The organism is Rathayibacter sp. VKM Ac-2754, from assembly GCF_009807095.1.
In the GTDB taxonomy this organism is placed as follows: Bacteria; Actinomycetota; Actinomycetes; order Actinomycetales; family Microbacteriaceae; genus Rathayibacter.
In genome coordinates, this window is the sequence record NZ_WUCC01000006.1 from 253,322 (window position 1) to 267,403 (window position 14,082).

Below are 14,082 nucleotides of genomic sequence, written 5' to 3' on the forward strand. Positions count from 1 at the left end.
CGTGACCCTCCGGCTGGCGCTCTTCGACCTCGACGACACCCTCTTCGCTCACGCCCACGCGGTGCGCGAGGGCATCGTCGACCAGGTCGCGGCGCTCGGTGCGCCCTACGCCGCGACCCGGGACGACGTCCAGCGCCGCTGGTACCTGCTCGAGGAGGAGCACTACCACCGCTACCTCGCCGGTGAGCTCGACTACGAGGGCCAGCGTCGCGCCCGGGCGACCGCGTTCGCTGCGGAGTCGGGAGTCGCGCTCTCACCGGAGCAGGCGAGCGAGTGGTTCGCGGCGTATCTCGAGCACTACACGGCCAACTGGACCCTGCACGAGGACGCTCTGCGTGTGCTCGACCGCCTCGACGCCTCCGGTGCGCGGATCGGGATCATCACGAACGGCGACCTCGCCTTCCAGCAGAACAAGGTCGAGAAGCTGGGTCTGACGCCGTGGATCGAGCACTTGATCGCCTCGGGCGAGGTCGGAGTCACCAAGCCCGACGCCGGCATCTTCGAGCTCGCCTGCGAGCGCTTCGGCGTCGCCGCCTCCGACGCCCTGTACGTGGGCGACCGCCTCACCACCGACGCCCTCGGCGCCGCCCGCGCCGGCCTCCGCGGCGTCTGGCTCGACCGGCCCGGCGGCCCGGAGCACGGCCGCGAGCTCCCCACGGAGGCGGTGGCTCTCGGCGTGCGGCGCATCGGCACCCTCGACGACCTCCCGCCGCTGCTCGAGCGCTGACGGCGCCCTCGGGCGTGCGGACGGAGTTCGGAGGGAGAGGGGTCTCTCAAGAGAAGCGACTTCTTGCGCGTGGTCCCCTCCTCGCTGATCGAGTAGCCCGCGCAGCGGGCGTATCGAGATCCACGTCCATCAGAAGGCGACGGCAGACGCCTCACCTGCTGACGCCGGTGGGTCTCCTAGGAAAAGTGACCTCCTGCGTGTGGTCCCTGCCTTGCTGATCGAGTAGCCCGCGCAGCGGGCGTATCGAGATCCACCAGCGCCAGAAGTCCAGATCAGAAGCCCGATCTGCTGACGCTGGCGGGTCTCGATACGCCCCTGCGGGGCTACTCGACCAGCATGCAGGGCGACGGGCGCCCCTTTTCCCTCACCACAGAGACGCAGCGCGGCTTCGCCGCTCGATACGCCCCTCCGGGGCTACCCGACCGGCATGCATGGCGACGAGCGCCGACTTCTCCCTCACCACCGAGACGCGACGCGGCTTCGCCGCTCGATACGCCCCTGCTGGGCTGCGGGCTGGACCAGCATGGAAGGCGGACCGGACGGCTCCGCCTCGCGGGAGCGGGCCTCGCGGGAGCGTGCCTCGCCGGAACGCCGAAGCGCCCCGGCCCGACCCGAAGGTCGAACCGAGGCGCTCCGCCGGTCGATGACCGGACAGCAGCAGACAGGGCCGAGGCGAACGGAGAGATCGCGTGTCAGCCATTTCTCCTAGCCGGACGCGAGACGCTCCTCGGGACGCAACCGCCCCGTGAAGCCGACTGCGCCACGGCGGGCGAGGACCGCCGTGGACATGAACTCAGACGACGTCGTCGTCGACCCAGTCGAACGTCTTGGTGACGGCCTTCTTCCAGAGGCGGTACTGGCGCGCGGCCTCGTCCTGGTCCATCTGCGGGGTCCAGCGCGAGTCCTCCTGCCAGTTCTGGCGCAGGTCGTCGAGGTTCTCCCAGAAGCCGACCGCGAGCCCCGCGGCGTAGGCGGCACCGAGGGCGGTGGTCTCGGCGACGACCGGTCGGACGACCGGGACGCCGAGGATGTCGGCCTGGAACTGCATGAGCAGGTTGTTGGCGATCATGCCGCCGTCGACCTTGAGCTCCTGCAGGGGCACTCCGGAGTCGGCGTTGACGGCGTCGAGGACCTCGCGGGTCTGGAACGCGGTCGCCTCGAGCGCGGCGCGGGCGATGTGGCCCTTGTTGACGTAGCGGGTCAGACCGACCAGCGCACCGCGGGCGTCGGAGCGCCAGTACGGCGCGAAGAGTCCCGAGAACGCGGGGACGAAGTACGCGCCTCCGTTGTCCTCGACCGTGGCGGCCAGCGCCTCGACCTCGGGGGCCGAGCCGATGAGGCCCAGGTTGTCGCGCAGCCACTGGATCAGCGAGCCGGAGACCGCGATCGAGCCCTCGAGCGCGTAGTGCACCTCGCCGTCGCCGAGCTTGTAGCCGATGGTCGTGAGCAGACCGTTCTTGGAGTGCACGATCTCGGTGCCGGTGTTGAAGATCAGGAAGTTGCCGGTGCCGTAGGTGTTCTTGGCCTCACCCGGATCGAACGCCGCCTGGCCGAACGTCGCGGCCTGCTGGTCGCCCAGGATGCCGGCGATCGGCACCTCGCGCAGCAGCGAGGACGCCTCCACGTGGCCGTAGACCTCGGACGAGGAGCACACCTCGGGCAGCATCGACTTCGGAACGCCGAACGCCTCGAGGATGTCGTCGCGCCACTCGAGGGTCTCGAGGTCGAGGAAGAGCGTGCGGGAGGCGTTGGTGACGTCGGTCTTGTGGACGCCGCCGTCGGTGCCGCCGGTGAGGTTCCAGAGGACCCACGTGTCGGTGGTGCCGAAGAGCAGGTCGCCGGCCTCCGCCTTCTCGCGGGCGCCCTCGACGTTCTCGAGGATCCAGACGATCTTGGTGCCCGAGAAGTAGGTCGCCAGCGGCAGGCCGACGATCGACTTGAAGCGGTCGGCGCCCTCGTCGCCCGCGAGGCGGTCGACGATCGACTGGGTGCGGGTGTCCTGCCAGACGATGGCGTTGTAGACGGGCTCGCCCGTGGTCTTGTCCCAGACCACGGCGGTCTCGCGCTGGTTGGTGATGCCGACGGAGGCGATGTCGTGGCGGGTCAGGTCGGCGCGGGAGAGCGCCTGGCCGATGACCTCGCGGACGTTGTTCCAGATCTCGATCGGGTCGTGCTCGACCCAGCCCGCGCGGGGGAAGATCTGCTCGTGCTCCTTCTGGCCCGTCGAGACGATCGATCCCTTCTTGTCGAAGATGATCGCGCGGGACGACGTGGTCCCCTGGTCGATAGCGATGACGTAGTCAGCCATGTGTGATTACTCCTTCGTAATGGGGGTGAAGTGGAGTGCGTCTGCTCAGAGGATGGGGAGCAGCGCGGTGGACGCGAGGCCCGCCAGCACACCACCGACGATGGGTCCGGCGACCGGGACCCACGCGTAGCTCCAGTCGCTCGAGCCCTTGCCCTTGATCGGCAGCAGGGCGTGCGCGATGCGCGGGCCGAGGTCGCGCGCCGGGTTGATGGCGTAGCCGGTCGGGCCACCGAGGGAGGCGCCGATCGCGATCACGAGGATGGCGACGGGCAGAGCGCCGAGTGCGGCGAGCCCGCCGGCGTCGCCGTTCCGGCCGAAGCCGATGACCACGAAGACGAGGACGAAGGTGCCGATGATCTCGGTGACGAAGTTCCAGCCGTAGGAGCGGATCGCGGGACCCGTCGAGAAGACGCCGAGCTTGTTGGCCGCGTCGGGCTCCTCGTCGAAGTGCTGCTTGTAGGCCAGCCAGCAGAAGACGGCGCCGAGGATGGCTCCGATCATCTGAGCCAGGATGTACATGAGGATCGAGACGATGTTGACCGGGACGCCCGATCCGAACTCCGTCGCTCCGCTCGCGACCAGACCGAGCGTGACCGCCGGGTTCAGATGCGCACCCGAGTTGTAGGAGACGATCACACCGGCGAAGACCGCGAAGCCCCAGCCGATGTTGACCATCAGGAATCCGCCGTTGAAGCCCTTGTTCTTGACGAGCGCGACGTTGGCGACGACACCGCAGCCGAGCAGGACGAGCATCGCCGTCCCCACCAGCTCAGCAAGGAAGACCACTCCGAGATTGTCCACGTTGACCTTTTCCTCTTGTTAGAACGGACGCACGCGGGCGTCCGCAGCGGGCATCGATGCCCGACGTGTGTGAAGTTATCCGCGCCCCGACCCTCCGACAAGGAGCGACGCGTGCACGTTTGTGCGGAGTCGCGACTGGAGCCCCGGCCCGAGGTCCTGCCTCGGCCGGGGCTCCCGTCGTTCTGCGCCAGTCGCCGTGTCTAGGACGCGGGGACGGCGGTCGGGGTCTGGACGGAGGAGCCTCCGACATCGACCCCGTTGTACTGCTTGAGGTGCGCGATGGTCGCGTCGACCTCGGAGGCGCGGGCGGCCTCGTCCCAACCCAGGACCGCCCCGGTGTGCTCGGCGAGCTCCTCGAGCAGCTCGCGGCTGAGACCACCGGTGAACGCATGGTTGGTGCGGCGCATCACGAGGTCGATCAGGTGCACGACGCTCTCGCGCTGGGCGAGGTAGCGGATCTCTCCGGTCGTGAAGTCCTTGTCGAAGTCGAGGGCCTCGTCGTGACCGTCGGCGAGCGCCTCGATGACCTCCTGCGCACGGGTGCCGTAGCGCTCGAGCAGCTGGCCGGTGCGGGCGGAGGAGAGACCCGAGCGGTGCTGGCTGATCCACTGCGCGCGGGACGCGTCGGTGCGAGGGAAGCCCTTGCCGCCTCCGATGGGCGTCTTCACGGTCGAGACCCGGCGGGTGACGCCGATCCGCTTGAAGACCTCGTTGGAGAGGTGCTCCGAGAGGGCGCGGAACGTGGTCCACTTGCCGCCGACCAGGCTGAGCACGGTCGCGCCGCCCGCTCCGGGGAGCGTGGAGGGCTCGATGCGGTAGTCGCGGGAGACGAATCCGGGCGCCTCGTCGTCGTGACGGGGCAGCGGGCGGATGCCCGAGAACTTGAAGACGATCTGCGAGCGGTCGACGGGGATCGACGGGAAGACGTGGTTGACCAGCTCGAAGAAGTAGTCGATCTCCTCCTCGGTGCAGACGGCAGGCTCGTTCGGGTCGGCGTCGATGTCGGTCGTGCCGACCATGACGCGGCCCTTGAGCGGGTAGATCAGGACGATGCGGCCGTCGCTGTGCTCGAAGAACATCTCGCGGCCCTCGCAGGCCTCGACCAGCTCGGGGTTGTCGAGCACGATGTGCGAGCCCTTGGTGCCGCCCATGAACCTCGTGGTCGTCCCGAGCGCGGTGTTGGTGAAGTCGGTCCAGGGGCCGGACACGTTGACCACGACGTCGGCCTCGAAGGTGAACTCCTCGCCGCTCTCGCGGTCTCGGAGGACGACGCCCTTCTCGTCGGCGCCGACGGCCTCGACGTAGTTGGCCGCGCGGGCCTTCTTGCCGCCGATGAGCGCGTCGTGGAGGACGTCGAGCGCGAGGCGCTCCGGCTCGTGCACCGAGGCGTCGAAGTAGGTCGCCGTGTACTTGATCTTCGGGTCGAGCTTGGGCAGCTCGGCCAGCGAGCGCTTGCGCCCGTGGAACTGGTGACGGGGAACGGAGCCGCCGTCGCGCGAGAAGAAGTCGTACAGGGTGAGGCCCACCTTGATCAGCAGCGCGCCTCGCTCCTGGGGCGCTCCGGACTTGTGGGTCAGGAAGCGCAGCGGGGCCGCGAGGATCCCGGAGAAGGTCGAGTAGATCGGGATGGTGGTCTGCAGCGGCTTCACGTAATGCGGAGCGATCTTCAGCAGACCGTTGCGCTCGTGCACGCCCTCGTTGACGAGACGGAACTCGCCGTTCTCGAGGTAGCGGATGCCGCCGTGGATCATGTGGCTCGAGGCGCTGGAGGCGCCCGAGACGTAGTCGCCGCGCTCGACGAGGGCGACATCGACGCCGTTGAGAGCGAGCTCGCGGAAGGTCCCGATGCCGTTGATGCCGCCTCCGATCACGAGGACGGTCGCTCGGGGGTTGTCGCGCAGGGCGGTGACGCTCTCGCGGAGGTCGGTGTTTCCGGGAGTTCCGGCAGACTGTGCCACTTCGTACTCGCCTTCGTGTCGTAGGTGTTTCGTCGAGGCCTTCACGGAGTGTCCATCTCAGAGGTGGACGATTGATTTCGCGGAGGAATACAGCCATCCTTGACCCGACAACACATCCGGTCAATACGGGTGGAAATACGTGCAAGGAGCGGCAATGACCCCTGTCCGACCGGTCGTCGAACTCGACGAGACGACGCACGCGACCCATCCGGACAAGACGCGGGATGCGCTTCGTGCGGCGCAGCTCTACTACATGCAGGACCTGACGATGGACGCCATCGCGCACGAGCTGCACACCTCGCGCTCCTCCGTGTCGCGGCTGCTCTCGCACGCGCGGGCGACCGGACTCGTCGACATCCAGATCCGCTCCCCTCTCGACCGGGCGAGCGCGCTGTCGGCCGAGGTGCGGGCGCACTACGACATCACGGCGCACATCGTGCCGGTGCCGGATCACACCAGCGAGATCGACCGGCTCGAGCGGGTCGCGCTCTCGGCCGCGCGGATCCTCGGGCAGTTCATCGACTCCAACATGATCGTCGGCATCGCCTGGGGCTCGACGATGAGCGCGATCAGTCGGCACCTGATCGCGAAGGAGACGCACAACACCCAGATCGTGCAGCTCAACGGCGCCGGCAACACCGAGACGACGGGCATCAACTACTCGAGCGAGATCCTCCGGCGCTTCGGCGACGCGTACGCGGCCAAGGTGCAGCAGTTCCCGGTGCAGGCGTTCTTCGACGACCCGCTCACGAAGCAGGCGGTGTGGCGCGAGCGCTCGACGAAGCGGGTGCTCGAGCTCCAGCAGCGGATGGACGTGGCGCTCTTCGGCCTCGGCTCACCCTTCGCCGCGGTGCCGTCGAAGGTCTACATCGGCGGGTACCTCGAGGCGAGCGACTTCACCTCGCTGAGCGAATCGGGCGTGGTCGGCGATGTGGCGACGGTGTTCTATCGCGCGGACGGGACATGGGACGACATCCCCATGAACGAACGTGCAAGCGGTCCGGACCTCTCCACGGTGCGACGCGCGGCGCGGCGGATCTGCGTGGTCTCGGGCTCGTCGAAGCTGCCGGGGCTGCGCGGGGCGCTGGCCGCCGGCCTCATCACGGACCTGATCCTCGACGAGGGCACGGCGCGCGCGCTGATCTCCTCCTGACCTCTGGCGGGCTCCGCGAGATGCCCTTTGAGTACGCCCGCATCGGCGCGTCGCGTACTCAAGTGGCATCTCGCGAGGGGTATTCAGGGAGTCACCGGGCGGCGAGCAGGGCGTTGCGCACTCGCGCGACCGTCGCCTCCGGGTGGTCGTAGATGCCGGAGGCCCGCACCCGGATCCTCCGGTAGCCGAGGGCCTCGATCGCCTCCATCCGGGCGATGTCGCGCTCGTACTGCCGCTTGTCGGTTCTGTGGTGGTCGCCGTCGTACTCGATGACGAGCCACTGGTCCCGATAGAGCAGATCCACCCGGGCGACGAACGTTCCGTCGGCGTCGAAGAGCCGCACGTTCAGTTCGGGTTCGGGCAGTCCGGCGCGGATCAGCAGCAGCCGGAGCCGCGTCTCCATCGGCGACTCGGATCCCACGCGGACGAAGCCGATCGCCTCGCGAGCGCGTCTACCTCCCCTCCCCCGGAACCTCGACGCTCGCTCGGCGAGGATCTCGAGGTCGACCCTCAGTCCCCGGCGTCCGGCCCCCTCATCGGGGCGGACGAGCGCATCACCCAGTACGACGAGCTCGTCGGCGGAGCGGGAATCGCTGAGGTGGCAGAAAGTCGACGCCGGGTCCGCGACGGGGAAGCCGGCGTCGACGACCGAGACAGCCTCGTCCCACAGGTGATGAGAGCGCACGCCCAGGCGCCTCGCGGCGCGCAGCGGAGGCGCCACCGAGACGTGCAGCGGCGACAGCTCCGTGAGGATCGGACCAGGGAGGCCGAGGAGATGGGCGGCGGTGTCGTGCGAGAAGAACTCGCCGGGTCGCATGATCGCGCTGTAGGCCGCGATCCTCTCGTCATAGCTGCCCGGTTCGACATCCGTGCGTGCTCCTCGGAAGGCGACGACCGGGTACTCGGCGGCGAGGCGGCGCCGCGACTCACCATCCCGGGACGCCATGACGTGACTCTCCTCGTGCTCCATGCACGAGAGCGTGCCCGGAGCGCACCCTCCCCCGCTCGAGTTGTCCACAGCCCCCTCCGCGAGATGCCACTTGGGTACGCGACACGCCGGTGCACGCGTACCAAAGTGGCATCTCGCGAAGCCGACCAGGGGGTCAGGATTCGCGGGCGTGGGCGTCGAGGAAGGCGTAGACCTCGGCGTCGTCGATGCCGGGGAAGGTGCCGGAGGGCAGCGGGGCGAGCACATGGGCGTGCAGGCGCGCGCTGGGCCAGGCGTTGCCGTCCCAGCGTGCGGCGAGCTCGGCGGGGGCGCGGCGGCAGCAGGACTCGTCGGGGCAGCGCGAGAGCTCGCGGCGGTCGGTGTCGCGGCCTCGGAAGAAGCGGGCCTCGGCGAAGGGGACGCCGACGGTGATCGAGAACTCCTCCGTCGCGGTCGTGCCGGTCTGCGACGCCGACCAGAAGGTGCCGGCGGGCGTGTCCACGTACTGGTAGTACTCCGTCGTGCGATTCGTGCGGCTGAAGGCCGAGCGGGCCGACCAGTAGCGGCAGACCGTCTGACCCTCGACGGCCCCGGTCACATCGGTCGGCAGCGGCAGGCCGTCGTTCTCGTACGCCTTCTGGATCGAGCCGTCGCCGAGGACCCGCAGGAAGTGCATCCGGATGTCGAGGTGCGAGGTCAGGAGGTTCGTGAAGCGCAGCGCCGCGGCCTCGTGCGTGACGCCGAAGCCGTCGCGGAAATCCTCGACCGAGATGTCGCGCTCGCGCTTCGCGTCCTGGAGGAAGGCGACGGCCGGCTCGAGCGGCATCAGGCAGGCGGCGGCGAAGTAGTTGATCTCGAGGCGCTGTCGGAGGAAGTCGGCGTAGGTCACCGGGCGCTCGTGCCCGAGGAGTCGGTGCGCCATCGCCTGCAGGGCGAGCGCTCGCAGCCCGTGGCCGCCCGGGATCGAGGCGGGCGGGAGGTAGATCCGCCCGTTCGCCAGGTCGATCACCGAGCGCGCCGAGTGCGGCAGGTCGCCGACGTGGATGATCTCGAAGCCGAGGTGCCGCGCCATCTTCGAGACCGAGCTGTGGGTGAGTGCGCCGCCGCGGTGGCCGACGGTGCGGAGCATCTCGCCCGCGATCGTCTCGATCTCGGGCAGGTGGGCGTTGCGCTCGCGCAGCTGGAGGCGCTGAGCCGTGTTGGCCCGGCGGGCCTCCTCCGGTGTCGCGCTGGCCTCGCTCTTGCGGCGGGCCAGCTCGCGGTACACGCCGAGGAACGCCTCCAGGACGGGCGTGGACAGCGCCTTGTTGACCTTGAACTCCTGCAGGCCCAGGGAACGGTACAGCGACCCCTTCTGCACCCGGGCGAGCTCGATCTCGAGGGCCGCCCGCTCGCTCGGCGGCTCGTCCGAGAGCAGCGCGGCGAGCTCGACGCCGAGCGCGGAGGCGAGGCGCTGCAGGAGCGAGAGCCGCGGCTCCCTCCGGCCGGTCTCGATCAGGGAGAGCTGGCTCCCCGACACCCCGACCTGCTCGGCGAGCTGTCCGAGCGTCAGCCCTCGACGGGTGCGGAAGTGGCGGATGCGCTGCCCCAGCAGGGCGGCATCGGTACCGGCGGTGTCGGTCACGGCGAGCTCCAGTGATCGGTTGTGACAGAGGCGAAAAAACGGCCGTTCTTGATTGCATCAGTCCCGGGAATACGTCCCGATCCTCCTCCATTCTGGCTCCAGGCGCCACAGAGTGCCCCTCGACCGCGGCGACACCGCTCGAGGACGACTCCCCACCCGTCGACGACGACAGACAAGAAAGCGGAGCCACCATGAGCATCTTCACCAACACCGTCCGGATCGAGCCGGCCACGATGACCGCCCCGACCGCCGTCGCGGCGCCCACAGTCCCCGCCGCTCCCCTGGCGCTGCGCCGCTGGGTGCGCGACATGGCGGCGATCCTCGAGCCCGACGCGATCGAGTGGAGCGACGGCTCGCCCGCCGAGTGGTACCGCCTCACCGGCCGCATGGTCGCGGAGGGCAAGCTCATCGCTCTGAACCCGGAGTGGCGCCCCGGCTCGTTCCTCGCGCGCACCGATCCCGACGATGTCGCCCGGGTCGAGGACCGCACGTTCATCTGCACGAGCGACGAGGCCGACGCGGGCCCCACGAACAACTGGCGCGAGGCCTCCTCGATGAAGGACGAGATCGCCCCCTACTTCCGCGGCGCGATGCGGGGCCGCACGATGTACGTCGTCCCGTTCTCGATGGGACCCGTCGGCGGTCCGCTGTCGCAGCTCGGCGTGCAGCTGACCGACTCGGCGTACGCCGTGCTCAACATGCGGATCATGGCCCGCGTCGGCGCCGCTCCGCTGGCCGCCTTCACCGAGGACACCGCGTTCGTCCGGGGCGTGCACTCGGTCGGGTTCCCCCTGCGCGATGCGGACGGCACGACGCGCGACGACGTCGCCTGGCCGTGCAACGAGACGAAGTACATCACCCAGTTCCCCGAGACCCGCGAGATCTGGTCGTTCGGCTCGGGCTACGGCGGCAACGCGCTGCTCGCCAAGAAGTGCTTCGCCCTGCGGATCGCCTCGGCGATGGGCCGCGAGGAGGGCTGGCTCGCCGAGCACATGCTGCTCATCCGCATCGTCTCGCCCGAGGGCCGCCGCTACCACGTGGCGGCGGCGTTCCCGAGCGCGTGCGGCAAGACCAATCTCGCGATGATGCAGCCCGCGATCCCGGGCTGGCGCGTCGAGACCCTCGGCGACGACATCACCTGGATGAAGAAGGGCGAGGACGGGCGCCTCTGGGCGATGAACCCCGAGACCGGGTTCTTCGGAGTCGCCCCCGGGACCGGTCAGTCCTCGAACCCGAACGCCGTGCAGACCCTGTGGGGCAACACGATCTTCACCAACGTCGCGCTCCGCGAGGACGACGACGTCTGGTGGGAGGGCCTGACCGACGAGACGCCCGAGCGTCTGACCGACTGGCGCGGACAGCCGTGGACCCCCGCCTCCGGCACCCCCGCCGCCCACCCGAACGCCCGCTTCACCGCTCCGGCCCTGCAGTGCCCGTCGCTCTCGGACGACTGGGACTCGTTCGAGGGCGTGCCGCTGGACGCGATCGTCTTCGGCGGCCGGCGCGCGACCAACGTGCCCCTCGTGACGCAGGCCACCTCGTGGCAGCACGGCGTCTTCATGGGGGCGACCATCGCCTCCGAGAAGACCGCCGCGGCCGAGGGCACCGTGGGCGAGCTGCGACGCGACCCCTTCGCGATGCTGCCCTTCTGCGGGTACAACATGGCCGACTACTTCGCGCACTGGCTCTCGGTCGGCGAGGACCTCGGCGAGAAGGCTCCCGCGATCTTCCAGGTCAACTGGTTCCGCAAGGGCGCCGACGGATCCTTCCTCTGGCCCGGCTTCGGCGAGAACGCCCGCGTCATCCAGTGGCTCGTCCGCCGGGTCGAAGGGCTGGCGGAAGCGCGTCCCAGCGCGATCGGCGACCTCCCCCTCGCGATCGACACGCACGGGCTGAACCTGCCGGCCGACGTGAAGGAGGAGCTCTTCTCGGTGCCGGTCGAGGCCTGGCTCGACGAGTGCGACCTGACCGAGCGGTTCTTCGCGCGGTTCGGCGACCGCCTCCCCAGCGCTCTGACCGCCGAGCTGAGCGCGCTGCGCCTCCGGCTGCTGGCCGCGCGACTGCCGGTCGCCGCGTGACACCCTGAACCTGCCGGCGCTCCCGGCACTCCCTGTGGCCCGCGGAGGGGACATCCCCCCTTTCCTCGCACCCCTCTCCGCGGGTCCACTCCCCTCCCGATCGATGGACGTCATGGACCGCATCACCCTCCGCTTCCTCGCCGCCCCGCAGGATGCGACCGCCGACGGCCGCAGCGCCCAGGCCGGCCGCGTGCTCGAGTGGATCGACAAGGCGGGCTACGCCTGCGCGGTCGGCTGGAGCGCCGGCTACTGCGTCACCGCCTACGTCGGCAACGTGCACTTCACCCGGCCGATCGCGGTCGGCAACCTCATCGAGGCCAGCGCGCGGATCATCCACACCGGGCGCACGAGCATGCACGTCCTGGTCGAGGTCGCACAGGCGGACCCGCGGACCGGCCGCTACGAGGAGGCGACCCACTGCCTCCTGATCTTCGTCGCCGTCGACGAGGAGAAGCGGCCGCGCGCGGTGCCGGAGTGGCGGCCGCAGTCGGTCGAGGACTCGGCGCTCGCCGAGGGCGCCGCTGCCCGCATCACCGGCCGGCGAGCGCTGCACGAGGTGATGCGCGAGCAGGAGTACACGGCGGCGGGCACCGGGCCTCGGATCGTCTTCCGCTTCCTCGCCGCTCCCGGCGACGTCAACTGGGGCGGGAACGCCCACGGCGGCATCGTGATGCGCTGGATCGACGAGGCGGCGGACGCGGTCGCGATGGGCTGGACGCGGCGCGACACCGTCGCCGTCTACTCCGGCGGCATCCACTTCTACCGGCCGGTGCGGATCGGGCATCTCGTGGAGGTGGAGGCGCGGCTCATCCACACGGGCCCGCGGAGCATGCACCTCGCGATCCACGTGCGCTCGGGCGATCCGCGGACGGGGGTGCTCGAGCTGACCACGCAGTGCATGAGCGTGTTCGTCGTACGCGGGTCCGACGGTGCTGCGGAGGCTGTGCCGCCGCTCCCGCTGCACTCGGACGAGGACCGGCGGCTCGATGCGCACGCGCGGGAGCTGATCCGGCTGCGGGCGGAGCTGCCGCCGCTGCCGATCGCGACCCGGTGAGCCTCGGCTCGGCGTGCAGTACAGAGGGTGAGCGGGGCCGACGGCGCGCTGAGGGGAGCTTCGGGAGTGCGGACCTCGGTTCTGCACGGGTCGAGCGCCCCACTCCGCCCGACGCGGAGGCCCGCAGTAGGGTCGGACCGTGACCCTCCCGATCCTCGTCGTCAATGGCCCGAACCTGAATCTGCTCGGCACGCGCGAGCCCGAGCTCTACGGCTCCGACACGCTCGCCGACGCGGAGGCGCTCGCCGCCGATCGCGCCCGCGCTCTGGGCCTCGAGGTCGAGGTCTTCCAGAGCAGTGCGGAAGGGGCGATCATCGACCGCCTGCACGCGGCCCGCGGCACCTCCTCCGGGATCGTGCTGAACGCCGGGGCCTACACGCACACGTCGATCGCGATCCGCGACGCGGTGCTCGCGACGGAGCTGCCGATGGTCGAGGTGCACGTCAGCAACGTGCACCGGCGCGAGGAGTTCCGGCAGCACTCCTACCTCTCCGACATCGCGGTCGCGGTCATCGTCGGCGCGGGGATCGCCGGGTACGGCTACGCGGTCGACGTGCTGGCCCGCCGCCTGGAGGCGGACACCCGCCAGGCGTAGCGTCGGGGGCATGACCGACTCCGATCTCTCCCGCTCCTTCGGCACCGCCGTCGACGCCTACGACCGCGGACGGCCCGGGTACCCGGACGACGCGGTGGACTGGCTGGTCGCGCACGCGCCGGCGCGCGTGGCGGGGGCCTACGTGCCGGAGCGCGCGCGGGAGGCGGGTGCGGACGCCTCCGACCGGGTGCGGGTGGTGGATCTCGGCGCCGGGACGGGCAAGTTCACCGCGTCGCTCGTCGCGCGCGGGCTGACGGTGACGGCCGTCGAGCCCGATGCGACGATGCTGGCGCGGCTCGGCGAGCATCTGCCGACGGTCACGGCGGTGGAGGGGACGGCGGAGGCGCTGCCGCTCGCCGACGCGTCCGTCGAGCTGGTCACGGCCGCGCAGTCGTGGCACTGGGTCGACGCCGAGCGGGCGAGCTCCGAGGTCGCGCGGGTACTCGTGCCGGAGGGTGTGCTCGCGCTGGTCTGGAACATCCGCGACGAGTCGGTGCCGTGGGTGCGCCGGCTGGGCGAGGTCGCCGGATCCTCGACCGCGGAGCGGTTCGAGACGGTGCAGCCGCCTCTCGGCTCCGCGCTGACGCGAGTGGCGTACGCCGAGTTCGACTGGGTGTTCGAGCTCGACCGGGCGGGCGTGCTCGACATGTTCGCGTCGCGGAGCTACGTGATCGCGATGACGGAGGAGGAGCGCGCGGCGACTCTGGCGGCCGTCGGGCGGGTGCTCGACGAGGAGTTCGGCGCGGAGGGGCGCGTCGCGATGCCGTACGCGACGCGGGTGACGATCGCGCGGCGGGCCTCCCGCTGATCGAGCCCGGAGCCCGCGGAGCGCGGCGTGTCCCCGCTCATCGAGCAG

11 protein-coding genes are annotated in these 14,082 nt (G+C 70.3%); 6 read left to right on the forward strand and 5 right to left on the reverse strand.

The annotated features are described in order from the left end of the window. Position 1: 1 nt before the first annotated feature. Positions 2-727, forward strand: a complete 726-nt coding sequence (locus tag GRS92_RS12430) for an HAD family hydrolase (protein WP_159856799.1) — start codon at positions 2-4, stop codon at positions 725-727. A gap of 793 nt (positions 728-1,520) precedes the next feature. Here the strand turns inward: GRS92_RS12430 and glpK are convergent. From glpK to GRS92_RS12445, 3 genes are all read right to left on the reverse strand, one after another. Further along, entirely contained in the window at positions 1,521-3,035 is a 1,515-nt protein-coding gene (gene glpK, locus GRS92_RS12435) for a glycerol kinase GlpK (RefSeq protein WP_159856801.1), read from the reverse strand. Between the two features lie 45 nt (positions 3,036-3,080). Continuing rightward, a complete protein-coding gene (locus GRS92_RS12440) occupies positions 3,081-3,788 on the reverse strand; it encodes an MIP/aquaporin family protein (RefSeq protein WP_235022013.1) in 708 nt (235 codons plus the stop codon). A gap of 248 nt (positions 3,789-4,036) precedes the next feature. After that, the gene (locus GRS92_RS12445) at positions 4,037-5,794 is read right to left on the reverse strand and encodes a glycerol-3-phosphate dehydrogenase/oxidase (RefSeq protein ID WP_159856805.1); all 1,758 of its coding nucleotides are present in this window, start codon (positions 5,792-5,794) and stop codon (positions 4,037-4,039) included. Positions 5,795-5,948: 154 nt separating this feature from the next. On the opposite strand from GRS92_RS12445, the gene GRS92_RS12450 reads away from it, so the two are divergent. Further along, positions 5,949-6,947 carry a sugar-binding transcriptional regulator gene (locus GRS92_RS12450; protein WP_159856806.1) on the forward strand — a complete coding sequence of 333 codons (999 nt, stop codon included), beginning with the start codon at positions 5,949-5,951 and terminating at the stop codon, positions 6,945-6,947. A gap of 91 nt (positions 6,948-7,038) precedes the next feature. On the opposite strand, the gene GRS92_RS12455 is transcribed toward GRS92_RS12450, so the two are convergent. Together GRS92_RS12455 and GRS92_RS12460 are read right to left on the reverse strand one after the other, a co-directional pair. Next, positions 7,039-7,893, reverse strand: a complete 855-nt coding sequence (locus GRS92_RS12455) for an endonuclease domain-containing protein (protein ID WP_159856808.1) — start codon at positions 7,891-7,893, stop codon at positions 7,039-7,041. Between the two features lie 157 nt (positions 7,894-8,050). Next, a complete protein-coding gene (locus tag GRS92_RS12460; protein WP_159856810.1) occupies positions 8,051-9,499 on the reverse strand; it encodes a helix-turn-helix domain-containing protein in 1,449 nt (482 codons plus the stop codon). 233 nt (positions 9,500-9,732) lie between these two features. On the opposite strand from GRS92_RS12460, the gene GRS92_RS12465 reads away from it, so the two are divergent. The 4 genes from GRS92_RS12465 (at position 9,733) to GRS92_RS12480 (ending at position 14,034) form a co-directional block, all read left to right on the forward strand. Further along, a complete protein-coding gene (locus GRS92_RS12465) occupies positions 9,733-11,577 on the forward strand; it encodes a phosphoenolpyruvate carboxykinase (GTP) (protein ID WP_235022014.1) in 1,845 nt (614 codons plus the stop codon). Between the two features lie 112 nt (positions 11,578-11,689). Continuing rightward, the gene (locus GRS92_RS12470) at positions 11,690-12,631 is read left to right on the forward strand and encodes an acyl-CoA thioesterase (RefSeq protein WP_235021994.1); all 942 of its coding nucleotides are present in this window, start codon (positions 11,690-11,692) and stop codon (positions 12,629-12,631) included. 139 nt (positions 12,632-12,770) lie between these two features. Further along, positions 12,771-13,226: a type II 3-dehydroquinate dehydratase gene (gene aroQ, locus GRS92_RS12475; protein ID WP_159856816.1), complete on the forward strand. Its 456-nt coding sequence runs from the start codon at positions 12,771-12,773 to the stop codon at positions 13,224-13,226. Positions 13,227-13,236: 10 nt separating this feature from the next. Beyond that, entirely contained in the window at positions 13,237-14,034 is a 798-nt protein-coding gene (locus tag GRS92_RS12480) for a class I SAM-dependent methyltransferase (protein WP_159856818.1), read from the forward strand. Positions 14,035-14,082 lie beyond the last annotated feature (48 nt).